Below are 21,177 nucleotides of genomic sequence, written 5' to 3'. Positions count from 1 at the left end.
CTAAGCCCTCACGTCGATCTGCCGCGAGACGATCGCTGCAAATTCATCCGAAAATGCATAGAGACGCTGCGAGATCGCAGCCGAATCCGCCGAGAACTTGTTGTAGAAAATAACGGCAGGAATAGCGGCCATCAGGCCGAGGGCGGTTGCAAAAAGCGCTTCCGCGATACCCGGCGCCACAACCGAGAGCGACGTATTCTTGGAAACCGCGATCGACTGGAAGCTCGTCATGATGCCCCAGACCGTACCGAAGAGACCGACGAACGGTGCTGTCGAGCCGACCGTTGCGAGGAAAAGCAGGCGTCGATCGAGCCGTTCCATCTCACGGCTGATCGTAACGTCCATCACCTTCTCGACGCGAAGCTGAATGCCGCCGAGCGCGCGTATGTTGCCTTCGACAGAGCGCTTCCACTCCCGCATGGCCGCCACGAACAGCGCCGCCATCGTGATCGTCCGCCCGCGCGACAGATTGGTGTAGAGCTCGTCGAGCGACTGGCCGGACCAGAAAAGCTGCTCGAAACGATCGCTTTCGACGCGCGCTTTGCGGAACGCCAGAAGCTTTTCGAAAATGATCGCCCAAGACCAGATAGAGGCGAGCCCCAGCCCGCCCATGATGAGCTGCACCACGATGCTTGCGTGCAGAAAAAGTTCGAGAAAGGAAAAACCACCCGCTGAGACCGGTGCAACGGCGCTTTGGGCGACATCCGCGGGATTCATTTCACCATCCATGTCGTAGAACTGCGATACCCGTGCGCAATCGCACGAGCCTTGGAATTCCGGTAGCACCGGGAAACGCTCAAGGCGAACCCAATGATATGAGACGCGCCGAGCATCGGCCCGTTGAAGAAAGTGTATGACGGCCTAATGACGTCCACCCCGGCAGCAAGCGCCCCCGCCCCATGCGCATATGGAGCGGAGAGCTTTTGCCGCCCAATATGACCAAACGAGGGCTTACTACAGCCCATGACATCGCCGCATCCGCCCGTTTATCCACGAAAATTGCGGCCGTTGGCCTCAGGCGGAGCCAAGATAAGCCACTCAAGGTGCTCAATCCGTGTCTGACCGCAATCGGCCGACGTCTGCCTATCCCTGATGCAGGCCCTTAGGATGCCGAGCTTTTCGCGCCTTTCGCGTAGGCGGCAAAAGCTTCCCGCACAGCTCCGCTGAGACGCAGCGGTTTCCCCGAAATCGCAACGAGCACCACGATGACGTCCGCGGACACGAGACGCACACCGTCGCGGCTGATCGTCTGCTCAAGCGTGACGCTTGCCCCACCGAGCTCTTTCACACGGGTCTCGACCTCCAGGAGATCGTCCATCCGTCCGGGGCGCGCATAGTCAAACGTCATCCGTCTCACGACGAACGCCGCCGGCTCGCCGCTGTCGGAGCCGTCGATTAAGCGGCGCGCGTCGGTGCCGAGCAACCGCAGAAAATCCGTACGTCCACGTTCGGCATAGCGCACGAACGACGCGTGATAGACGACGCCGCCTGCGTCAGTGTCCTCGAAATAAACCCGGACCGGTAGAATATGCCGCTGGCCGTTCGCATCATTGACGATGCGGCCCGCGATATCCGGCCATTGCTCGACGCTCAAACTTCGCCTCCGTTTGCCCCGCCGAGGTCTGCGACCACGATTTCCGGCGGAGATCCGATCCGGATCGGCAGCGACGAGCAACCAAGGCCGCCCGAAACGATGAGATGCCGCCCATCCTCAACGATATGCCCGTAGACATAGCGCGACCCATAGATCGACGGAACGACCGGCGCATATCCTAAAATGCGCACCTGACCGCCATGCGTGTGGCCGGCAAATGTCAGCGACACGCGCTTTGAAACGCTCGGAAAGATATCGGGTTCATGCACCATGAGAATGACCGGCGCATCATCCTCGATCGCGCGCATGGTCGCCGGAAGATCATCGACGCCCGCATAGCTCAATCCGCTATCCCGGCTCGGCACCACCTCGTCGCTTTCAACTTTGGGCGGTTTGAAAGCCCACTGATCGCCGAGCCCCGCAATCCAGAACGGATGCCCGTCTTTCTCCAGCCGAATGGCAATGTTTTCATAAACCGGAATACCGACGGCTTTCAGCGCCAGTCCCGCCGGCGTTGGACCTGCGCGGCGTTTTTGAACCTCTGCCGACTGCCACCAGTCGTGATTGCCAAGAATCGCATGCACGCCATAGGGCGCTTTCAACTTCGCCAGCTCAGCAGCCCACGCCTCGTTGCTGACCGCGCCGGAATAGCTGCCAAGTTGCAAGCCGACGACAAAATCGCCGAGCATCAGGATGGCGTCCGGATTGAGCGCATTTGTCTGCGCCACGATGCGTTCGAGCCGTTCGGTCGACATCCACGGATCGCAAACATGCAGATCGGCCAGAATCGCCAGACGCAATGTCAGTCCCGGCGTCCAGTTCGGCGGCGTAAATGCGTAGGTCGTGACATGCTCGCGGAAGGCTTCGGCGACGGCATAGCCACTGAGCGCCGTCGAGCCGACGCCTGCGACGCCCGTCATCTTCAGCAGATCGCGGCGGCTAATCACTGCAAATCCCTCATAAATCTTCAGATTTGAAAGCCGAACCCCGACATTCGACAGCAAATGCTGTTCAAACCATGAACTTTTTTAAGTTTTGGTTGAGGAGCGGCGTTACGCCTCGCCTTCGCCATCCTCGAAAATCGGAAGCTCCGGCGAAGCCCCTTTTGCCGGGCTATTTACGCCCAGATGCCTGTAGCTTTTGAGCGTCAGAACTCGTCCGCGCGGCGTGCGCCCGATGAAGCCCTGCTGTAAAAGATACGGCTCGACGATCTCTTCGAGCGCGTCACGGGGTTCCGACAGCGCCGCCGCCAGCGTCTCGATGCCGACTGGGCCACCTTCATAATGTTTGAGGATGCAGCCCAGATAGCGATGATCGAGCGCATCGAGACCCTCGCCATCGACTTCCAACATCGTCAACGCCCGGTCGGCAACCTCGGCATTGATGACGACGGCACCCTCGACCGCCGCAAAATCCCGGACGCGGCGAAGCAGCCGCCCTGCGATGCGCGGCGTCCCGCGTGAGCGTTTTGCGATCTCGCGTGCACCGTCCGGCGACATCGCGGCTCCGAGCACGCGTGCCCCGCGCCCCACCACCTGCTCAAGCTCGGCAACCGTATAGAAATTGAGCCGCACCGGAATGCCGAACCGATCGCGCAGCGGATTGGTCAGTAGTCCCGCGCGCGTTGTCGCGCCGACCAGCGTGAATTTCGGTAGATCAATGCGGACCGAGCGCGCCGCGGGCCCCTCGCCGATCATCAGATCGAGTTGGAAATCCTCCATCGCCGGATAGAGAATTTCTTCGACCGCCGGATTGAGCCGATGGATTTCGTCTATAAAGAGTACATCGCGCTCTTCGAGGTTCGTCAGGAGCGCCGCGAGATCGCCGGCCTTCGAAATCACCGGCCCTGAGGTCGCCCGAAACCCGACGCCGAGTTCCTTCGACAGGATCTGCGCCAGCGTCGTCTTGCCGAGCCCAGGAGGCCCGGCGAACAGCACATGGTCGAGCGCATCCCCGCGCCCGCGCGCCGCTGAGATGAAAACCCTCAAATTTGCGCGCGCCTGCTCCTGCCCGACAAAATCGTCGAGCGACTGCGGGCGGATCGTCGCCTCGAAGGCATCCGCGTCCTTACGTGCGCTGCTGACAAGCCTGTCGGTCATGGTTTGTTCGTGAGGCTATTCGCCAGCGCCGTCAAGTCGGCGCGCCAGGGACCGTTGGAAACGCGGTGCAAAGCCTGACTTCACGCCTCTTCGCGCAGAATCCCACCTGCGATCAGCAGCGCACGCATGCCGATGGCCAGCAACCCCGCCAGAAACGCCAGGAACGGCATCGCCGGTCCGGCGTGAAACGGAAAAATGATCACGCCCGCCATGAACCCCAGCACACCGGCCACGGCCGCATGCAGCCACGGGTACGTGCCGTTTTGCAGGACGAACGGCGTCAATCCCAGCGCTGCGACCGTCGCCGGCAATGCGCTCCAGACGAACGCATCCACCGCGACTTCGCCGATAGCTTCTCCACCGTGAGGCGGCAGGAAAAAATTCGTCGCCGGAGCGAGAAATTGCAGTCCGACAAAGATCAATCCGGCAAAGAATGGCGCCGCCAGCGACGTAATCAGAACCATCCAGAGCGTGCGCATGGTGTTGCTGATCTTGTTCTTTTCCATGCGCGAGACTGCTTTCCGGTTGCGGCGAAAATTACGACGGACGGCCTAGCGCGCCAACTCTTTGAGGCTGCGCTTGATGAGGGCGGCAGTATCGGCAGCATCTCCCAATTCCTGCGACGCGACCGCGACGGCGGCGTTGGCCTGCGCCGGGTTGTAGCCGAGATTCGTTAGCGCCGAGAGCGCTTCGGCAAATGCCAGACTCGATGGCGGCATGCTGGGCCCAGGCGCAGCCGTACCCGCACCACCCGCCGGAATGCTATGCCCGCCGAGCGAGAGCGCGGGCGCCTTGTCTTTCAATTCGAGAACGATGCGTTGCGCGAGTTTCTTGCCGACGCCCGGCGCTTCTTCCACCGCTGCCCAGTTGCCGAACGCCACGGCATTGGCAAGATCCTGCGGCGCCATCACGCCAAGCACGCTCAAGGCAACCTTGGCGCCGACGCCTTGGATCGTCTGCAGGGTACGAAACCAGCTCCGCTCGAACTCGCTCTGAAATCCGAACAGCCGGATCGCATCCTCGCGCACGTGCGTATCGATCGTCAGCGCCACGTCGTCGCCGACCTTCAGATTGCGCAGCGTCTTCGTCGAGGCCTGCACCTCATAGCCGACGCCGTTGACGTCGATCACGAGGTGGCTTTCGCCGATCGCATCGACCTTGCCCTTGAGCTTCCCGATCATATGAACTTGCCGATCATGTTCCCGCGACCTTGGCCGCAAACGCCGCTGCCCGCTGGCGACTGACACGATGATGCGCATGCGTGATAGCGATCGCCAGCGCGTCCGCCTCATCCGCACATCCGAACGTCGCCTTCGGCAGCAGGAACGAGATCATCGCCTGGATCTGATGCTTTTCTGCGTGACCCGCACCGGTCACCGATTTCTTGATGAGGTTCGGCGTGTATTCCGCGACGCGCAGCCCGAGGCGTGCGGGCGCCAGCAGCACCGCGCCGCGCGCCTGGCCGAGCTTCAACGTCGAGCGCGGGTTCTCGTTGACGAACGTCTCTTCGACGGCGGCCTCAGACGGACTGAAGCTCTGAATAACGCTCGTCACCTCGTCGAACAACGCCGAAAGCCGATAGGCAAGATCGTCGTCCTTGGGCGGCGTAATCACGCCGGACGCCACATAGACGAGCCGGACGCCATCGCTGTCGATGACCCCCCACCCGGTCCGGCGCAACCCCGGATCGAAGCCGATAATGCGAATCGTTCGTTCCCTCATGCTCTTCGCATAGCACGAACCGCATAGGGCGCCGAAGGCGTCATCGGCGGTGGCGGCAGCGGCGGCGGCTTGGTGGCGTCCGCAACCTTGCCCGTCAGAATCGCATCAAGCGCTTCCGCCACGTCGGGCTCGGTCCAGTAGCCGGTATGGCCGCCTAGGCCCATGACATGATTATCGACGCGCAGTCCCGGCGGCGGCTGGATGCGACCGCCGATGTAATCGTCCACCCGGAAGAGATTGATCCAGCACTTGAGCTTCGACGCGATGCCGATCGGCACCTGCTTCGCAGCCGCGTATTCGTGGAAATATTTCTGATAGATGCTACCGAGCGGCGATCCGAACGTCAGCAGCGCCGGGGCGGCATCACCGAGGCGCGTATAGTTCGGCCCATTATCGCGCAGATAATCGTAGACGATCACTGACCCTTGGCTGTGCGCCAGAAAGATCACGCCGTCATAGCCCTGGTTCTGCACGAAGTGTTCGAGCACCAGGTTGAGGCGCGACTGTATCCGCTCGCGCCGGAGCCGGCGGTTGCGAATGCGAAACACCGACGGGATGAAGTACGCGGCCGTCTCCTGCCTCGGCTGATAGTGATGATCGATCAGATCGCGCGCAAAGTTTGCAACGTTGGCGACGCGCCGTCCGAAGAAGAACGGCAGCACCAAAGCGACCACCGCCGCCACCGGCAGGATATAGCCCCTCAGCGTCACGAACATCTGGTTCTTGTCGAGATAAGGTTGCACGAAGACCAGCGCGAAGACGACGAGGAACGCGAAAATCAAAAGCCCGACCAGCGCTGGATTGAACAGCAGCCGCGGCATGTTCCGTGCCGTCTGTTCGAGATCGGAACGCCCGCGCCGCGCCTTGAATTGCCGGATTTCGATCAGCACGATCGAGGCTAATATCATCAGCAGCACGGTGACGGCGGTCGCCGCATAAATGAACTTAAAGCGACCGATCCAGTCGAGTTCGATGTTCGGCACCTGCACAAGCTTTGCAAGTGGGCTATCGGGTTGAATCTCGTGCGCGGCGATGGCCTTCTGGACGATGGGCCGCGCTTCCCGCAGCGTCGTGATCGTCTCGGCCCGGTTGAGCACCGGATAGATCACGCTGACGACCACTGTCGTCCACAGCATGAACTGCATGATGAGGATGGCGATGCTCGTCGACAGCGTCCCGAGCCGCGAACGGTCGCGCGTGATCCGGGCGCGGACCCAGGCGAACCCGAGCAGCACCGCCGCGAACACCATCATCCCGCCCCAGAACCTCCAGCCCCAGATGATGATCTTGTAAAGACCGTCGATGTAGCAGGCCGCGTTCGTCGGTCCGCCGACGCAGTCAGCAACACCGCGGGCCAACATCCGCTGCGGACCGATCTCGAGTTCGGGAATGTACTGTAGAAGCACGAGCAGCGCGTTGTAGTACGTCAGCGCGAACACCGCGAGCGACGTCACCACCAGCCAGAACACGGTATCGTACCAGGAGTAATCCTGCTGCCGGCTGATCCGGTAGAAAACATAAAGCGACGTAATAAAAATTGCGCCCGTCATGACGAGCACCTGCGAGCGGACGTCCATCATTTCGGTCGTCACCGACACGGGCTCGAACAGGAACAGCGCGCAGATCGCCGATGTCACGATCGTGAGTGCCGCGCTCGGCCCGCGGATCAGCCAGCCCGCAATCCAGAGCAGCTTACGCAAGATCCACGACGTGACATCACGCGTCCGATCGAGCATGGCATCGACGAGGTGATGGGATTCGAAGATGACGCGAAAGAGTTGCAGCAGCGTATTCACACGCCCGGGCTGGCCTTCGGTCAGGTCCGCCCAGTGCAGTTCGACGGCTTCGATCTCGATGCCGCTGTTATGCGCGGCGCCGCGGCGGATCACAGGAAACACCGGCGGCGGATTGCCGACCTCGGGCTCGGTCATGCGATTGTATTCGTTGGCAGGCGAAACGCTGTATCCGGGCCGGGTCGTCGCCAGGGTATCGAGAACGGCGTTGACGCAATAGCCGGGCTCTGTCTCGCCCACACCGTGGACAACGACCAGTCCGACACGAACCCGGCTTCTGCCCCCCGATGGTCCGCCCACCGCCATGCCTACTCCCGTACACCGTGTACGCCCTAATCATAGTGCGTTTTGACAGCAAAGCACGCTTCCCCGGCTTTGCTGCCGCACCAAACTCGTAAGAACGCAAGATTTCGACTTTAGTGTTGCGGAATGAATAAATAACTTGGCGGTCCGCCGCCACCATTGAGGTTCAGGACGTAATGAACGCCACCTTCGCTCATCCGCTCTGGATTGTGGCAGGTCTGTTGCTGATCCTTGGCGGATTCTGGCTATTTCGCTGGGCCAGACGGAATGATACGCGCGCCGCCATCGCCGCCGCCACGACCGAAGCCGCAATTAACAAACTTCGCAAAAAGCCGGGTGCTGCCGGTCCAGGCCAGCCGAAAGCCTCGGCCGGAGGTAGTGCCCGCACCCGCTTCCGCAACTCGATGGCTCAGTTTTTCGGGATCGTCGGCATCCTGATGGTCATCGCCGGGCTGGTCGCGATGACGTTTGGCGTGTTCTATACCGCCGGATAGATCTCAGCTCTCGAAGTGCCTCGGCCGAGGCGCTCGGGCCTATAGCCTCAGGCCGCCGTCAGCTTCTTCAACACTTCGTCGGAGATTTCGAAGTTGGCGTAGACGTTCTGTACGTCGTCGTCGTCTTCGAGCGCGCCAAGCATCTTCATGATGGTCTGCGCATTGTCTTCATCGACCGACGTTGACAGGTTAGGCTTCCAGACGGCTTTGACGCTCTGGGCCTCGCCGAGCTTTTTCTCAAGCTCGCCCGCGACCGTCCCAAGGGATTCGAACGCCGTCGTGATCAGATGGCCGTTCTCGTCCGACTGCACATCGTCGGCGCCCGCCTCGATCGCAGCTTCCAGCACGGCGTCCGCAGATCCGGCACCCGGCTTGTAGGTGATCTCGCCGATATGATTGAACATATGGCTGACCGCACCCGTCGCGCCGAGATTGCCGTTGTACTTCGTGAACACGCTGCGGACGACACCGCCGGTACGATTGCGATTGTCGGTCAAGGCTTCGACGATCACCGCCACACCGCCCGGCGCGTAACCTTCGTAGCGAACCGCTTCGTAGTTCGCGAGGTCGCCGCCTGCCGCCTTCTTGATGGCGCGCTCGATGTTGTCCTTCGGCATGTTTTCGGCGCGCGCTTCCTGGATCGCCAGCCGCAGCCTGGGGTTCATGTCCGGATCGGGTGTGCCCGACTTCGCGGCCACCGTGATCTCGCGCGCGAGCTTCGCGAAGAGCTTCGAACGCATCGCGTCCTGCTTGCCCTTGCGGTGCATGATGTTCTTGAATTGCGAATGGCCGGCCATGCTCGTGCTCGTTGCGTTTTTGAGATTGTGCTGAAGCCCCGTCTTTTGCGCAACGGCCGCGCGCGGGTCAAGGGCAGCCTTTCAAGGCCTCGTTCAGGCGACCGTCTCCCTCCAGAAAGCAGGCGTTGACGGCTCGAGATGCGGACCAAGCCGCAGCGGGGCGGCATGAATGGCCAAGCCAGTGGTGTCGTCCGTATCGACCGCGAACCCTGAAATCGACCCCGGCCCGACGGCCGGCTCGTAACGACCCCGCGGGATCCGCGTCAGAAAGCGATTGATCGGCTCCTCGGGATCCATGCCGAGCACTGAGTTGTAGTCGCCACACATTCCTGCATCGGAAAGATACGCCGTTCCGCTCGGCAGAATGCGGCCGTCGGCGGTGGGCGTATGAGTATGTGTTCCGACCACGAGACTGACGCGCCCATCGAGGAAATAGCCCATCGCCTGTTTCTCGCTCGTCGCCTCGGCGTGAAAGTCGATGATAACGGCGTCGGCTTCGCGCTTTAGTGCACAAGCCGCCAATTCATTATCGACGGCGCGAAAGGGGCAGTCGTTTTCAGGCATGAACACGCGACCCATCGCATTGACGACGAGCACATCTGCGCCCGCCTTTGACTGCAGCAGAGTGGCGCCCCTTCCCGGCGTACCTTTGGGATAGTTGAGTGGCCGGATCAGCCGGTCATGTCGCTCGATGAAGACGAGCGTATCTTTCTGATCGAACGCATGGTTGCCGAGCGTCACACAATCGGCGCCGGCGTCGATCAGATCGTTGAAAATCGCTTCCGTAATACCGAAGCCGCCCGCCGAATTCTCGCCGTTGATGACGACAAAATCCAGGCCGAACCGCCGGATGAGCCCGGGTAATGCATCGCATACGACCGTGCGGCCCGCACGGCCCACGATATCTCCAAGAAACAGAAGACGCATGAAATGGTCCGACCAGAATTTATTGGCATTTTTGGGGACCCGAAGGCGTCAGGACCCAGTCGAGTTTTTCGTCATAGCTTTCGGCAGGCACCGCGTCGACCTTTTGTTCGTCGTAGGCGATCCCGACGGCGATGATCGGCTTTATTTTTCGCAAGCGGTTGAGCGTACGGTCGTAAAAACCACCACCATAACCCAGGCGATACCCTCGCGCATCGAACGCCAGCAGCGGCACCAGCACGACGTCCGGATCGACCTCCGGCTTGTCGTCGGTCGGCTCGGCGATCCCCCAGGCTGCAGGGGCCATCACGTCTCCGGGCGACCACAACCGCATAACAAGTGGCTTGCCCCGCCCCTGCATCACCGGCAGCGCCAGCTTGCAGCCTTCGGCCTGTAGCCACGTCATCAGCGGCGCCGGGTTGATTTCATCGCGGATTGCCGCGAACCCCGACACCGTCGCTTCGGGCTTTATGCCAAGGAAATCCAGACCTTGGGCGGCAACCAGCCGACTCGCCTCCGGCCCATGGCGCTCGAAGGCTTCCTTGCGACGCAGAAGCGCTTCGGCGCGCAGCTCTTTCTTTGCGTCCGCCATCATTTCGCTGTCTAACGCAAGTTGGTCCTGAAAGAAATAATGCCGCGAAGGCCGTTGAGACGATGATCCCGCGTGGTCCCTACGAGCGTAGGTGGGCACCATGTGTCCGGAGCCACGGCTCCGGTCAGGGACAGCGCCCGTGCGGATCTTATAGGCCCCCGGGTCATATTGTCCCTGACGAGCCCCGCAGCATCTGCTGATGTATGTGAACGGCTAAGAAAAATCCAGTGGTTGCTTCGGCATATGCACGAGCCCGATGGGCTTTCGCCGCCTTAGCCCTTGGCGCGCCGCTTCTCGGGCTCGGCGTCTTCGTCCGCCTCAAGGCTGCGGATCGCGGCCGAGCGCAGGTCTGCTGAGCTGCCCCCGAGCAGATCGTCGACATCGGCCCGAGTATCGAACAGCTCGTCCGTAATCATCAGCGCCGCCATGAGGATCAGACGCTCGTCGCCGACCGCACCATGCTCACGGACCAGTTCGTCCAGTTTTGAGTTGAAGTACGAGACGATGTCCCTCAGGCGCCGCTCGTCGTGTTCCTCGCAGTGGAACCGATAGGTGCGTTGATTGAAGGTGAACGGGACTTCGGCCATCCTGCCCGGCAACGCAGCCGGTCTCCCCCTTGAACGACGCTCACGATGACTCGCTTTCGCGCAGACTATGAAGCGAATCGAGAACCCAATCAATGCGATTGAGGGCGTCGGCGGTCCGCTGCTCAAGCTCCGCGATCCGCTGCTGGGCGGTCGCCAGCTCGGCTCGCAGGCGCGCATTCTCGGACCGCAAATTGAGGTCACCCGACGGCTTGCGGGCAGACTTCAGGTCTTCCGCGCGCTTGATCTTAACGGTGTTGCGTTCAGTCATGGCCTCTCATCGCCCTCGCGGGCGACACGATTGACGCATCGATCACCTTAGCTTGGGCGTTAGGTTACGTGGCTAAGGTAAATGTCGTCAATAAACGAGACCGTGTTTGCCCCCTTATGACTGAAAAGAATCCTAGGAGCGTAACCCAAAGCACCGGGGTTGCCTGATTGACAGGCGGCCACCAAGTGACGTTAAAGACCCGCAAAACCTTGAGACTGATCGCGACGAGCCCGCAATTCGTCCGTATCCGTCACAATTTCTCACACCCGGAGGATCTCCAAGAATGGCTGTGAAGGTCGCGATCAACGGTTTCGGCCGCATTGGTCGCAACGTGCTGCGCGCAATCATCGAGAGCGGTCGGACGGACATTGAAGTCGTCGCCATCAACGATCTCGGCCCTGTCGAAACCAACGCCCATCTGCTGCGCTATGACAGCGTGCATGGCCGCTTCCCCAAGGAAGTGAAGGTCGATGGCGATACGATCGACGCCGGTACCGGTCCGATCAAGGTGACGGCCATCAAGAACCCCGCCGAGTTGCCGCATAAGGCTATGGGCGTCGATGTCGCGCTCGAATGCACCGGCATCTTCACCTCGAAAGAAAAGGCCAAGGCGCATCTCGAAGCCGGCGCCAAGCGCGTGCTCGTCTCGGCCCCGGCCGATAACGCCGATCTGACGGTCGTCTACGGCGTCAATGACGACAAGCTCACAAAGGAGCACGTCGTCGTCTCGAACGCCTCGTGCACCACCAACTGCCTCGCGCCGGTCGTCCATGTCCTCAACAACGCAATCGGCATCGCGCATGGCTTCATGACGACGATCCACTCTTACACGGGCGACCAGCCGACGCTCGACACCCTGCACAAGGATCTCTACCGCGCCCGCGCTGCGGCGCTGAACATCATCCCGACCACGACCGGCGCCGCCAAGGCCGTCGGCCTCGTGATCCCGGAACTCGCCGGCAAGCTCGACGGCGCGTCGATGCGCGTGCCGACGCCCAACGTCTCGCTGATCGACTTCAAGTTTGTCGCCAAGCGGAACACGACGGCAGAAGAAGTGAACAACGCCATCGTTGAAGCCACAAAATCGAACCGCCTCGGTGGCATTCTGACGGTGACGAAGGACAAGCTCGTATCGATGGACCTGAACCACGATCCATCGTCCTCGACCGTCGCGCTCGATCAAACCAAGGTGATTGACGGCAACTTCGTTCGCGTCGTTTCCTGGTATGACAACGAATGGGGCTTCTCAAACCGCATGGCCGATACCGCAGTCGCAATGGCCAAGCTGATTTGAACGGGATTTTAGAGCGGGCGCCAGTGAACGGCGCCCGTTATTGTGCGTTTCACTGTTTAAACGGCCTACGGAGGCAAGTATGAGCGAAAAACTCGAAGACATCGCCCGCGCTCTCGTTGCGCCCGGCAAAGGTATTCTGGCCGCTGACGAAAGCACGAGCACGATCAAGAAGCGGTTCGACACGATCAAGCTGACGTCGACCGAAGACAGCCGCCGCGACTACCGCGAGATGCTGTTCCGCGCCACCGAAGGCATGAAGAATTACGTCTCCGGCGTCATCCTTTACGATGAGACCATCCGTCAGAAGGCCAAGGACGGCACGCCGCTCGTCGACATCATGAAGGCCGCAGGCTCGCTTCCCGGCATCAAAGTCGACATGGGTGCAAAACCGCTCGCAGGTCCGACGTCGAAGGTCGAAACCATCACCGAAGGTCTCGACGGCCTGCGCGAACGCTTCGCCGAATATTACAAACTGGGCGCCCGGTTTGCGAAGTGGCGCGCGGTTATCACAATTGCCGACGGCATGCCGACCTGGAACTGCATCAAGGCAAATTCGCACGCGCTGGCCCGCTACGCGGCCCTTGCCCAGGAAGCCAACATCGTGCCGATCGTCGAACCCGAAGTCCTGATGGACGGCGAGCATTCCGGCCACGACATCGATGAATGCTATCGCGTGACAGAGTGGACGCTGCGCACCGTGTTCCGCGAACTCTATGATGCCCGCGTCAATCTCGAAGGCATCGTGCTCAAGCCGAACATGATCATTTCCGGCCAGAAGTGCTCAAAGCAGGCGAGCGCCGCCGAGGTCGCCGAAAAGACGGTCAAGTGTTTGAAGGCGACGGTTCCCGCCGCTGTCCCTGGCATTGCCTTCCTCTCGGGCGGTCAGTCGGACGAAGCCGCAACCGAGCATCTCTCGCTGATGAACGCGTCCGGTCCGCTGCCCTGGCCGCTGACCTTCTCTTATGGCCGCGCGTTGCAGGCCGCTGCGATCCAGGCCTGGGGCGGCAAGCCCGAGAACGTCGCCGCCGGCCAGCGCGCCTTCACGCACCGCGCCAAGATGAACAGCCTGGCTGCTCTGGGCAAATGGGACCAGAAGCTCGAAAAAGCGGCCTGATAAAAGCCGGATCAAAATCCCAGGCACGGCCTGAAACAAAAAGGGCGGATCGAAAGATCCGCCCTTTTTTGATGTCTATACCGGCTGCGCTCAGTTCAGGAAGATATTGGAAAGCGCATCTTGGATCGGATTAGTGTTTTTCTTTGCGCTCCGACGCGTCGGTCGAGGATCGTCAGGCGGATCGAACGCGCTGGCGCCCGGCTCCGAAGCTTCTGTCGGATCGATCGCTTCCTGCGCAATGAAGCGGACGGGCCGGCCCCGGATTGCAGACATCACCCGGCTGTCGATGCCGTAGACGTCGGGGAAGTTTTCCATCTGACCATCGTCACCCACACGAGCGGTGAAATAGACGAGGTAAACGGGCACCTCTTTCGACAGTGTGATGCTGGCGCCGCTATTCCAAAGCTCTCCGACCTTCTCAGGCGAATAACCTTTGTCTTCGCCCAGAATGACCTCCGCAGTTTTGCGAGGATCCTGAACACGCATGCAGCCGTGGCTTAGCGCCCGGGCATTCGCGCTGAAGAGGCTCTTCTCCGGCGTGTCGTGCATGTAGACGTCATGCTTGTTCGGGAAACGGAACTTCACCATGCCGAGCGGATTGTCCGGTCCCGGCGGCTGGATGAAGCTGTATTGCCGAACGTCCGCCGTTTTCCAATTCACCGAATTGGGATCGACCCTCTGGCCATTGTAATAGACCTGCAGCTTGTAGGCTTCGATCACATCCGCGCCGCTGTAACCACCGCCGCCACCGAACAACTGATCGAAGAATCCGAAGCCCGAATTGCCGGACGCCTGCCGGAGTCGCGGCATAAGCTCCTTGGCTTTGATGCCGTCCGGCATACCCCAGCTCGGGCGGAAGATCACATACTGCATTTTAGAAGACAGCAGCGGCGTCGGCCACGACGGCTGGCCGACAACGATCCTCTGCTTCAGCTCGATGCGATCGTCTTTCCAGATCTCGCTGGTAAACTCGGGAATGTTGTTCATGACATAGAACTTCCCGAGATTGGCCGGCAGCCACCGCCAACGCTCCATGTTGACGATGATGCGATCGACGTTCTCCGACGGGCTGGCGCGACGCTTGGGCTGCCCCTCGCTGTTGAGCGCGGTGCGCACGCGATTGGTCACGACGCCATTGGCCTTGAGACCGTTCGCCCGCTGGAAGGCGCGAACCGCATCGGCAAGCTGATCGTCGTAAACGCGATCATTTGAAGGATTGTCGGCAGGAACTTTCAAGCGCTGCCGCAGCAGCGAAACCTGATCGTCCTTGACGCCGCGCTTCAGCGTTTTGCCCTTCGTCGGCAGTTTAACGAGTAGCGCCGTGTCGGCAGGTTCATCCGCGACATCCGTCGCCCCGCCACGCGCCTTCAACAGCGCTTGCCGGAGACGTTCGAACCCGATGTGCTTCGGATTGAGGCCACGCAGATAAGCGCCGGGATCGGACGCACTCGCCAGCTCTCGCATGACGGCCTTCGGCTCTTTGACCGGCGGCTTCATATCGAGAATGTTGCTGAGCGACACCGGATCGAGACGGCCGCCGCGCGCATACCGCGCATATTTCAGCGCCGAAAGCGTCAACTGAGCCTCCGCTGCTCCTTCCGAAGCGGACCCACTCCCGAGTGCCGGAATAGCGAAGGCCGATGAATCGAGACCCCAATCATCAGCGCCTTTCAACGTCGAGATGATCTCCTTCGCTTTGCGCGTGAACTCACCGCCATGAACCCACAGCGGCTCGGTATGGGAACCATAGTAATCGCGCGCGGCGGTCACATCATCATTGGCGCTGTTGCTGGCGAACGATTTATCCGAAAGCTTCCCGCGTGCCGCGAGAACGACCGGATTGACCGGCGGCGGCGCTGGCGGCGTGGCAACGGGCGTCGTCTCGATGGGCTTGGGCTGCTGCGCCGTATCGCTCGCGGGAGAAGCCGCAGGAGGTGTCGCGGTAGCAGCGTCTGGCTTGCTGTCGGTTGATGGCGCGGGCGTTGCAGCCGGCGCGTCGGCTGCAGGTTTATCCGCGGCAGGCTTGTCGTCCGCCGATGGCGTTACGATGGCCGTATCCGTCGTCGCAGGGGCCGGCGCGGCGTCGGGTTTGACATCGGCCGGTTTTGCATCGCCTGTCGCGGGCGCCGGTTGCGACTGAGGCGTCTCACCGGCCGCCGGAGTCACAGTCGCCGTTACCGACGGATCGGCATCATGTACGCTGCTCTTCGGTGAAACCGCAGGCTCGGCCGGAAGATTGCTCTTGGGCGGGTCAGCCGATTTCGGAATGGCAGCCGTTGTCGTCGGCGCCGCCGGCGTTACAGCCGGAGCATCCGGTGACGAAGTCGGTTTCGGCGGAAAATACGTCGTCGTGCCGCTTGATGAATCCTGCGAGGTCGTCTCTGCCGCCATGACTGGCGCACATCCGATCCAGCAAACCCCCAATAAACTGACGCCGACTAGGCGAAGCGTGACTTGTTTGATCATTCCCCGTTTGGCTCCGATGGGCGAGAGACGCAGCATGCCGATCCTTGCCGACACTACGTGAGCCCTCAAGTTGGCGGAAAAACGCCTAAACTCAGAGATGGGTGACCATGACCCGTTCCCGTAGTCTGGTAAACTGCGTTAAGGCCGTAATCCGGCGAAAAAACCGCGCTGTGGCCCTTAAAACTCGATTCGTCTTGAGTATAGCCCTGTTTGCTGCAACCCAGTGGACGAAACCCGGTCAATCGACGGCCTTCTTGTTTCCGCCGCATTCCGCACGGAATTGAACGATCAAAAACTGGAGTCTTTGGCGCGTGTCTACCCCAGCCAGCCTTTATCTGGATTTTCAGATCGACGACACGCCCGCCACACAGGCAAAAAGCGTGCTTTCGGCAGCGATCGAGGCCGCGCCCGTCGCAAGCGTGCTGCTGCGTCCCGGCCAAGGCGCGAAAATCGATTCCGAAACAGTGCGGCCGCTGATCGCCTTGGCGCAGGCACAAGGCATCGCCGTGCTCATCGCGTCGGAGACCGGCGAGACCAATATGCTCGGCGCCGATGGCATTCATCTGATCTGGTCACAGGATATCATCCGTTCATTCAAAACTGCGCGCCAGTCCGCCTCTGATGCCATCGTCGGCGCCGATGCCGGACGGAGCCGCCACGACGCGATGGAACTTGGCGAAAGCGGCGCCGATTACGTCGCCTTCGGCATCCCCCCTCATGTCGAAGACCGGGAAAAGGCAGCGCAACGCCAACGCGATCTCATCGTCTGGTGGAGTGAGCTATTCGAAGTCCCCTGCGTTGCCTTCGATGTTCCCGATAGCATTGCCGCGCATGCATTGGCTGTCGTGGGTGCCGACTTCGTGTCTGTCAGCGTGACAAGCAGCGACACGGCAAAAGACGCAGCCGACCGCGTTCGCGCGTTTTCAGAAGCCTTACGAATCCCTGAGACTGCGACATGAGATTATTCCGGTCTGGATCGTTCGTCGGAACAGCACTGTGTTGGGCACTCGCTCTCAGCGCCGCTCCCGCAGCGGCCGAAAGCAGCTCGTGGTTTTCGCGCGACGAGACGGTTGTTCCCAAGCTCACCCCGACGCCCAAGAAGTCGGAAGCCGAGCCGCCCTCCACGTCCGGACCGGCGAGCATGAAAACGCGCATTCCCTCGCTGGTTCCCCCGACCGGCGATGATGCCGCCTACACAGCCTTCGACCAAGGCCAGTACTTGACAGCGCTGAAGCTCGCGCAGGAAGCCGCAGCCAAGGGCGAACCGCAAGCCAATACTCTCATCGGCCGCATCTACCAGGATGGCCTCGGCGTCGAAAAAGACCAGCGCAAAGCCAACGAATACTTCAAGCGGGCGTCCGACATGGGCGACATCCAGGGCACCTTCGCGCTCGGGATGGCCTACGCTCAAGGCAAAGGCGTCAAGAAAGACTACACACAGGCCGGCGAGCTGTTCGAGAAAGCGGCCCTCTCCGGCAACGCGGACGCCAACTACAATCTCGGCCTGCTGTTCCTCAACGGCACGGGCAAGCCGCTAAACCCAATCCGCGCCTACCAGCACATTCGCTACGCCGCCGAAAAAGGCGTTCCACAGGCCGAATACGACCTCGCCGAGCTTTATCAGACGGGCACCGGCGTCGATGCCAATGCACTGGAAGCGGCACGCTGGCTTTCCCGCGCCTCCGAGCAAGGCCTCGCAGTCGCACAATACGATTACGCCGTGCGGCTCCTTCAGGGCTTCGGCCTCACGAAGGACGAGGTGAAGATCCCCGCTCTGCTCAAGGCAGCGTCGGAAAAGGGCATCGCCGGCGCGCAGAACCGACTGGCCTACGTTTACCTTGATGGCATCAAGGTGAAGAAAGACCCGATCGAAGCCGCGAAATGGCGCCTGATCGCGCAAAAAAACGGCTTCGTCGACAAGGAATTCGACGCCATTCTGGCGAAAATGTCGAAGGCCGATCGCCTGAAAGCAGCGGTCGAGGCTTCCGCCTGGATGGACCGTATCGCGGTCGATCCGGAAATGTCGGCAGTGCCTTAAGGCTTTGCGCCGCCTTGCCATGACTGTGAAGAGCCGGTAGAGCGCGCGTCTTCGAAGTTTTTCTCGCGCCGATTCCGGATCTCACGACATGAGCAACGTATCACCGACCCTGAACGTCATGATTTCCGCGGCGCGCAAAGCCGGACGCAGCCTCGTTCGCGACTTCGGCGAGGTCGAACACCTGCAGGTCTCGATCAAAGGCCCTGCCAATTTCGTCTCCGCCGCCGACCACAAAGCCGAAGACATCATCTTTAAGGAGCTGTCGAAGGCCCGCGTCGGCTACGGCTTCCTGATGGAAGAGCGCGGCGAGATCATCGGCGCCGACAAGACCCACCGCTGGATCGTCGATCCGCTCGACGGCACCACCAATTTCCTGCATTCGAACCCGATGTTCGCCGTTTCCATCGGCCTTGAACGCGAAGGCCAGCTTGTCGCGGGCGTCATTTACAATCCAGCGAGCGACGAGCTTTTCACCGCTGAAAAGGGCAAAGGCGCCTATCTGAATGACCGCCGCCTCCGCGTCGCCGCCCGCAAATCGCCCGCGGATGCGCTTGTAACGACCGGCATTCCCCACCGTGGCCGCACCGGGCACCCGCGTTTCCTCAAAGAGATGGAAATGCTGATGGGCGAAGTCGCAGGCATCCGCCGCACCGGCTCCGCCGCCCTCGATCTCGCCTTCGTTGCCGCCGGCCGCTTCGACGCCTACTGGGAGCACAATCTGCAACCGTGGGATGTCGCGGCCGGTATCGTCATCGTCCGCGAGGCCGGTGGCTTCGTCAGCGACCTGAAGGGCGGCGACAAGATGCTGGACTCGGGCGACGTCCTGGCTGCCAACCTCCACCTTCACAAAGCTTTCGGCTCTGTGCTGTTTACAAAGGGCTGACCCACGCCGAACGCCCTGGGCTAGCCGGGACTCCGGCATGATGTTGCCGGTTTTCGATGACACAGCGTTGCGCTAAGGTCTCGCAATAGGGACAGCGGGGACGTTCCGGAGACGACGAATGGCCAAGATCCGCCCGGGCGATGCCTCGGCACTCGCACCGGTATCGCGGCGTTTGACACCGCCCGGTGTCTTTCTGCTGCGCATGACTATTTTCCTGACTTTGGTCGGCTTTCTTGCCGCCATTCTCTTCGATCAGTTGCAGCATTCGTTTTTGAACAACCCAGGCCTGAATGGCCTGATCCTCGGTACGCTCTTTCTCGGCATTATCTACGCCTATCGCCAAGTCTTCCGGCTCTATCCGGAAATCCGCTGGGTGAACGCCTTCCGTATTTCCGATCCAGGCCTGTCGATCAGCGCCCGCCCCGTGCTACTCGCCCCAATGGCGACGATGCTGCGCGATCGCACCGGCACCATCTCGCTATCAACTGCCGCAATGCGATCGTTCATGGATTCGATCGGCTCGCGCCTCGATGAAGCCCGCGACACCGGCCGCTACCTCGTCGGGTTACTCGTGTTCCTCGGCCTGCTCGGCACCTTCTGGGGTCTGCTCGAAACCATTCAGTCGGTTGGCCACGCCATCGACACCCTCGACAGCAAGGCGACCGACAACGTTCAGCTCTTCAGCGACTTGAAAGCAAGCCTCGCCGCGCCGCTGAGGGGCATGGGAACGGCCTTCTCGTCATCGCTTCTGGGCCTGTCCGGTTCGCTCATTCTCGGCTTTCTCGAATTGCAGGCAAACCACGCGCACAATCGCTTCTATAACGAGCTGGAAGAATGGCTCTCGGGCATTACTGAGCTGACGCCTGCCGGCGGCGTGTCGTCGAGCGACTACGTCAACCGCCAGCTTCTGTCCGCCGTCGTGGACATGCAGCGCTCGCTCGAAGACTTCACCAATCGTTTGACCGACCAGCCCGCGCCAACGACAGCAAAGGCCGCCGGTCAAGCTCAAGAGGACGTTCGTGACCTCGCGCGCGGCGTCAACCAGCTCGTGACGCAGATGCGCACCGAACAAAAGGTCGTCCGCGAATGGGTCGATGAGCAAGCTCAGCAGCAGCAAGAGGTCGCCAGCATGCTGCGCAGCCTCGCCGATGCGATGAAGCGCGGGGGCTAACCAATGGCGCGCGGACGCTCCCGCCGCGGTGGCGAATACGGCGAGTTCTGGCCCGCCTACGTCGACGTGCTCTCGACGCTGCTCCTCGTCGTGACGCTGCTGATGTCGATCTTCATGATCGCGCAGTATTTCTCCGCCCAGGAAGTCACCGGCAAAGATTCCGCCCTTCAGCGCCTCACTGCCCAGATCAGTGAATTGACGTCGATGCTGTCGCTGGAAAAAGGCAAATCGCAATCGGCGCAGGATGAACTCGCGGCTCTGCAAGCCACGCTCTCCACACTCAAAGCCGAGAACGAAAAACTGACGGGCGCAGGCCTTGGCGCCGACGAGCGCGCCAAATCGGCCGAAGGTCAGATTGCCGGATTAACGGCGGCGCTGGACAAGCAGAAGAACCTTTCGAACGAAGCGTTGTCGAAAGTCGATCTTTTGAACCAGCAGCTCGTTGCGCTTCGCCGCCAGATCGCAGCCTTGAACGACGCACTCGAAGCCTCGGAGAAAAAAGGCGCCGAAAGCGACAAGACCATCAAAGATCTCGGCGCCCGTCTGAACACGGCCCTTGCCCAGCAGGTGCAGGAGTTGAAGCGCTATCGCTCCGACTTTTTCGGCCGCTTACGCACGCTGCTGAAAGATCGCAAAGACATCCGCGTTGTCGGCGACCGTTTCGTCTTCGAATCTGAAGTGCTGTTCCCATCGGGCTCCGCAACGCTGACGCCCGAAGGCATGGCGGCGATGGACCAGATCGCCGAAGCCATCGTCGAATTGCAGAAAGAAATTCCGCCCGACATTGATTGGGCTCTTCAAATCAACGGCCACACCGACGCGCGCCCGATTTCAAATTCGCAATTCGCTTCGAACTGGGAACTCTCGACGGCCCGCGCCGCATCGGTGGTGAAATATCTCGTCTCGCGCGGCGTCCCCGCCGACCGCCTCGTCGCAGCAGGCTATGCCGAATTCCAGCCGGTCGATCCCGGCCACACGGAAGAAGCCTACCAGAAAAACCGTCGCATCGAGCTGAAGCTGACGAACAGATAAAAGCCT

22 protein-coding genes and 1 other RNA gene are annotated in these 21,177 nt (G+C 61.0%); 8 read left to right on the top strand and 15 right to left on the bottom strand.

Translation table 11 applies throughout. From position 1 onward, the window contains the following. From tolQ to RLW41_RS15490, 8 genes are all read right to left on the bottom strand, one after another. Complete coding sequence (tolQ, locus tag RLW41_RS15525) at positions 1–717, bottom strand: protein TolQ (protein ID WP_024275511.1); 717 nt, start codon at positions 715–717, stop codon at positions 1–3. A 385-nt stretch (positions 718–1,102) separates the two neighbouring features. Continuing rightward, on the bottom strand, positions 1,103–1,594 hold the full coding sequence (locus RLW41_RS15520) for a YbgC/FadM family acyl-CoA thioesterase (protein ID WP_414462039.1): 492 nt from the start codon (positions 1,592–1,594) through the stop codon (positions 1,103–1,105). Next, positions 1,591–2,541 carry a metallophosphoesterase gene (locus RLW41_RS15515; RefSeq protein ID WP_414462038.1) on the bottom strand — a complete coding sequence of 317 codons (951 nt, stop codon included), beginning with the start codon at positions 2,539–2,541 and terminating at the stop codon, positions 1,591–1,593. Before RLW41_RS15515 ends, RLW41_RS15520 begins: the two co-directional genes overlap by 4 nt. A gap of 105 nt (positions 2,542–2,646) precedes the next feature. Further along, positions 2,647–3,693 carry a Holliday junction branch migration DNA helicase RuvB gene (ruvB, locus tag RLW41_RS15510; RefSeq protein ID WP_013946646.1) on the bottom strand — a complete coding sequence of 349 codons (1,047 nt, stop codon included), beginning with the start codon at positions 3,691–3,693 and terminating at the stop codon, positions 2,647–2,649. 80 nt (positions 3,694–3,773) lie between these two features. Continuing rightward, entirely contained in the window at positions 3,774–4,199 is a 426-nt protein-coding gene (locus RLW41_RS15505) for a hypothetical protein (RefSeq protein WP_409562528.1), read from the bottom strand. Positions 4,200–4,244: 45 nt separating this feature from the next. Continuing rightward, a complete protein-coding gene (gene ruvA / locus RLW41_RS15500) occupies positions 4,245–4,874 on the bottom strand; it encodes a Holliday junction branch migration protein RuvA (RefSeq protein WP_409562527.1) in 630 nt (209 codons plus the stop codon). Positions 4,875–4,887: 13 nt separating this feature from the next. After that, positions 4,888–5,415: a crossover junction endodeoxyribonuclease RuvC gene (gene ruvC / locus RLW41_RS15495; protein WP_013946643.1), complete on the bottom strand. Its 528-nt coding sequence runs from the start codon at positions 5,413–5,415 to the stop codon at positions 4,888–4,890. Beyond that, positions 5,412–7,514: a hypothetical protein gene (locus tag RLW41_RS15490; RefSeq protein ID WP_414462037.1), complete on the bottom strand. Its 2,103-nt coding sequence runs from the start codon at positions 7,512–7,514 to the stop codon at positions 5,412–5,414. Before RLW41_RS15490 ends, ruvC begins: the two co-directional genes overlap by 4 nt. A 173-nt stretch (positions 7,515–7,687) precedes the next feature. Between RLW41_RS15490 and RLW41_RS15485 the strand changes: the two genes are divergently transcribed. Further along, a complete protein-coding gene (locus RLW41_RS15485) occupies positions 7,688–8,005 on the top strand; it encodes a hypothetical protein (protein ID WP_414462036.1) in 318 nt (105 codons plus the stop codon). 47 nt (positions 8,006–8,052) lie between these two features. Here RLW41_RS15485 and RLW41_RS15480 read toward each other — a convergent pair whose 3' ends face one another. From RLW41_RS15480 to RLW41_RS15455, 6 genes are all read right to left on the bottom strand, one after another. Then, positions 8,053–8,802 carry a YebC/PmpR family DNA-binding transcriptional regulator gene (locus tag RLW41_RS15480; RefSeq protein WP_013946640.1) on the bottom strand — a complete coding sequence of 250 codons (750 nt, stop codon included), beginning with the start codon at positions 8,800–8,802 and terminating at the stop codon, positions 8,053–8,055. A gap of 93 nt (positions 8,803–8,895) precedes the next feature. Next, the gene (locus RLW41_RS15475; RefSeq protein WP_409562523.1) at positions 8,896–9,729 is read right to left on the bottom strand and encodes a TIGR00282 family metallophosphoesterase; all 834 of its coding nucleotides are present in this window, start codon (positions 9,727–9,729) and stop codon (positions 8,896–8,898) included. 19 nt (positions 9,730–9,748) lie between these two features. Further along, complete coding sequence (locus RLW41_RS15470) at positions 9,749–10,321, bottom strand: 5-formyltetrahydrofolate cyclo-ligase (RefSeq protein WP_414462035.1); 573 nt, start codon at positions 10,319–10,321, stop codon at positions 9,749–9,751. A gap of 32 nt (positions 10,322–10,353) precedes the next feature. Continuing rightward, positions 10,354–10,514, bottom strand: a non-coding RNA gene (ssrS, locus tag RLW41_RS15465) — 6S RNA. A 76-nt stretch (positions 10,515–10,590) separates the two neighbouring features. Next, a complete protein-coding gene (locus RLW41_RS15460) occupies positions 10,591–10,905 on the bottom strand; it encodes a cell division protein ZapA (protein WP_409562521.1) in 315 nt (104 codons plus the stop codon). A 40-nt stretch (positions 10,906–10,945) separates the two neighbouring features. Beyond that, positions 10,946–11,173: a hypothetical protein gene (locus tag RLW41_RS15455; protein WP_013946636.1), complete on the bottom strand. Its 228-nt coding sequence runs from the start codon at positions 11,171–11,173 to the stop codon at positions 10,946–10,948. 283 nt (positions 11,174–11,456) lie between these two features. Here RLW41_RS15455 and gap point away from each other — a divergent pair, with 283 nt between their 5' ends. Together gap and RLW41_RS15445 are read left to right on the top strand one after the other, a co-directional pair. Continuing rightward, the gene (gap, locus tag RLW41_RS15450; protein WP_414462034.1) at positions 11,457–12,467 is read left to right on the top strand and encodes a type I glyceraldehyde-3-phosphate dehydrogenase; all 1,011 of its coding nucleotides are present in this window, start codon (positions 11,457–11,459) and stop codon (positions 12,465–12,467) included. Between the two features lie 79 nt (positions 12,468–12,546). Then, positions 12,547–13,581 (top strand): class I fructose-bisphosphate aldolase, encoded by a 1,035-nt coding sequence (locus RLW41_RS15445; protein WP_414462033.1) that lies wholly within the window; start codon positions 12,547–12,549, stop codon positions 13,579–13,581. Between the two features lie 90 nt (positions 13,582–13,671). On the opposite strand, the gene RLW41_RS15440 is transcribed toward RLW41_RS15445, so the two are convergent. Continuing rightward, on the bottom strand, positions 13,672–16,047 hold the full coding sequence (locus RLW41_RS15440) for a L,D-transpeptidase family protein (RefSeq protein ID WP_414462032.1): 2,376 nt from the start codon (positions 16,045–16,047) through the stop codon (positions 13,672–13,674). 311 nt (positions 16,048–16,358) lie between these two features. Here RLW41_RS15440 and RLW41_RS15435 point away from each other — a divergent pair, with 311 nt between their 5' ends. The 5 genes from RLW41_RS15435 (at position 16,359) to RLW41_RS15415 (ending at position 21,171) form a co-directional block, all read left to right on the top strand. Further along, positions 16,359–17,006 carry a thiamine phosphate synthase gene (locus tag RLW41_RS15435; RefSeq protein ID WP_414462031.1) on the top strand — a complete coding sequence of 216 codons (648 nt, stop codon included), beginning with the start codon at positions 16,359–16,361 and terminating at the stop codon, positions 17,004–17,006. Next, entirely contained in the window at positions 17,003–18,085 is a 1,083-nt protein-coding gene (locus tag RLW41_RS15430; RefSeq protein ID WP_409562516.1) for an SEL1-like repeat protein, read from the top strand. The genes RLW41_RS15435 and RLW41_RS15430 overlap by 4 nt, the downstream gene beginning before the upstream one ends. Before the next feature lie 88 nt (positions 18,086–18,173). Next, positions 18,174–18,968, top strand: coding sequence for an inositol monophosphatase family protein (locus tag RLW41_RS15425; protein ID WP_409562515.1), 795 nt, complete (start codon positions 18,174–18,176; stop codon positions 18,966–18,968). 118 nt (positions 18,969–19,086) lie between these two features. Then, positions 19,087–20,139 (top strand): hypothetical protein, encoded by a 1,053-nt coding sequence (locus tag RLW41_RS15420; RefSeq protein ID WP_013946629.1) that lies wholly within the window; start codon positions 19,087–19,089, stop codon positions 20,137–20,139. 3 nt (positions 20,140–20,142) lie between these two features. Continuing rightward, positions 20,143–21,171, top strand: coding sequence for a peptidoglycan -binding protein (locus RLW41_RS15415; RefSeq protein ID WP_013946628.1), 1,029 nt, complete (start codon positions 20,143–20,145; stop codon positions 21,169–21,171). Positions 21,172–21,177 lie beyond the last annotated feature (6 nt).

It is taken from the genome of Hyphomicrobium sp. DY-1, from assembly GCF_047497105.1.
GTDB lineage: Bacteria > Pseudomonadota > Alphaproteobacteria > Rhizobiales > Hyphomicrobiaceae > Hyphomicrobium_B.
The sequence above is the reverse complement of the archived record's forward strand: the minus strand, read 5'-3'. Positions and strand labels throughout refer to the sequence as shown.

What these genes read in the sequence shown, in the direction of transcription:
- RLW41_RS15490 (WP_414462037.1), bottom strand. Translation starts at nt 7,514, where the DNA reads ATGGCGGTGGGCGGACCATCGGGGGGCAGAAGCCGGGTTCGTGTCGGA.
- RLW41_RS15425 (WP_409562515.1), top strand. Translation starts at nt 18,174, where the DNA reads ATGAGCAACGTATCACCGACCCTGAACGTCATGATTTCCGCGGCGCGC.
- RLW41_RS15470 (WP_414462035.1), bottom strand. Translation starts at nt 10,321, where the DNA reads ATGATGGCGGACGCAAAGAAAGAGCTGCGCGCCGAAGCGCTTCTGCGT.
- RLW41_RS15415 (WP_013946628.1), top strand. Translation starts at nt 20,143, where the DNA reads ATGGCGCGCGGACGCTCCCGCCGCGGTGGCGAATACGGCGAGTTCTGG.
- tolQ (WP_024275511.1), bottom strand. Translation starts at nt 717, where the DNA reads ATGAATCCCGCGGATGTCGCCCAAAGCGCCGTTGCACCGGTCTCAGCG.
- RLW41_RS15505 (WP_409562528.1), bottom strand. Translation starts at nt 4,199, where the DNA reads ATGGAAAAGAACAAGATCAGCAACACCATGCGCACGCTCTGGATGGTT.
- ruvB (WP_013946646.1), bottom strand. Translation starts at nt 3,693, where the DNA reads ATGACCGACAGGCTTGTCAGCAGCGCACGTAAGGACGCGGATGCCTTC.
- ruvA (WP_409562527.1), bottom strand. Translation starts at nt 4,874, where the DNA reads ATGATCGGGAAGCTCAAGGGCAAGGTCGATGCGATCGGCGAAAGCCAC.
- RLW41_RS15480 (WP_013946640.1), bottom strand. Translation starts at nt 8,802, where the DNA reads ATGGCCGGCCATTCGCAATTCAAGAACATCATGCACCGCAAGGGCAAG.
- RLW41_RS15445 (WP_414462033.1), top strand. Translation starts at nt 12,547, where the DNA reads ATGAGCGAAAAACTCGAAGACATCGCCCGCGCTCTCGTTGCGCCCGGC.
- ruvC (WP_013946643.1), bottom strand. Translation starts at nt 5,415, where the DNA reads ATGAGGGAACGAACGATTCGCATTATCGGCTTCGATCCGGGGTTGCGC.
- gap (WP_414462034.1), top strand. Translation starts at nt 11,457, where the DNA reads ATGGCTGTGAAGGTCGCGATCAACGGTTTCGGCCGCATTGGTCGCAAC.
- RLW41_RS15455 (WP_013946636.1), bottom strand. Translation starts at nt 11,173, where the DNA reads ATGACTGAACGCAACACCGTTAAGATCAAGCGCGCGGAAGACCTGAAG.
- RLW41_RS15440 (WP_414462032.1), bottom strand. Translation starts at nt 16,047, where the DNA reads ATGATCAAACAAGTCACGCTTCGCCTAGTCGGCGTCAGTTTATTGGGG.
- RLW41_RS15475 (WP_409562523.1), bottom strand. Translation starts at nt 9,729, where the DNA reads ATGCGTCTTCTGTTTCTTGGAGATATCGTGGGCCGTGCGGGCCGCACG.
- RLW41_RS15460 (WP_409562521.1), bottom strand. Translation starts at nt 10,905, where the DNA reads ATGGCCGAAGTCCCGTTCACCTTCAATCAACGCACCTATCGGTTCCAC.
- RLW41_RS15420 (WP_013946629.1), top strand. Translation starts at nt 19,087, where the DNA reads ATGGCCAAGATCCGCCCGGGCGATGCCTCGGCACTCGCACCGGTATCG.
- RLW41_RS15430 (WP_409562516.1), top strand. Translation starts at nt 17,003, where the DNA reads ATGAGATTATTCCGGTCTGGATCGTTCGTCGGAACAGCACTGTGTTGG.
- RLW41_RS15485 (WP_414462036.1), top strand. Translation starts at nt 7,688, where the DNA reads ATGAACGCCACCTTCGCTCATCCGCTCTGGATTGTGGCAGGTCTGTTG.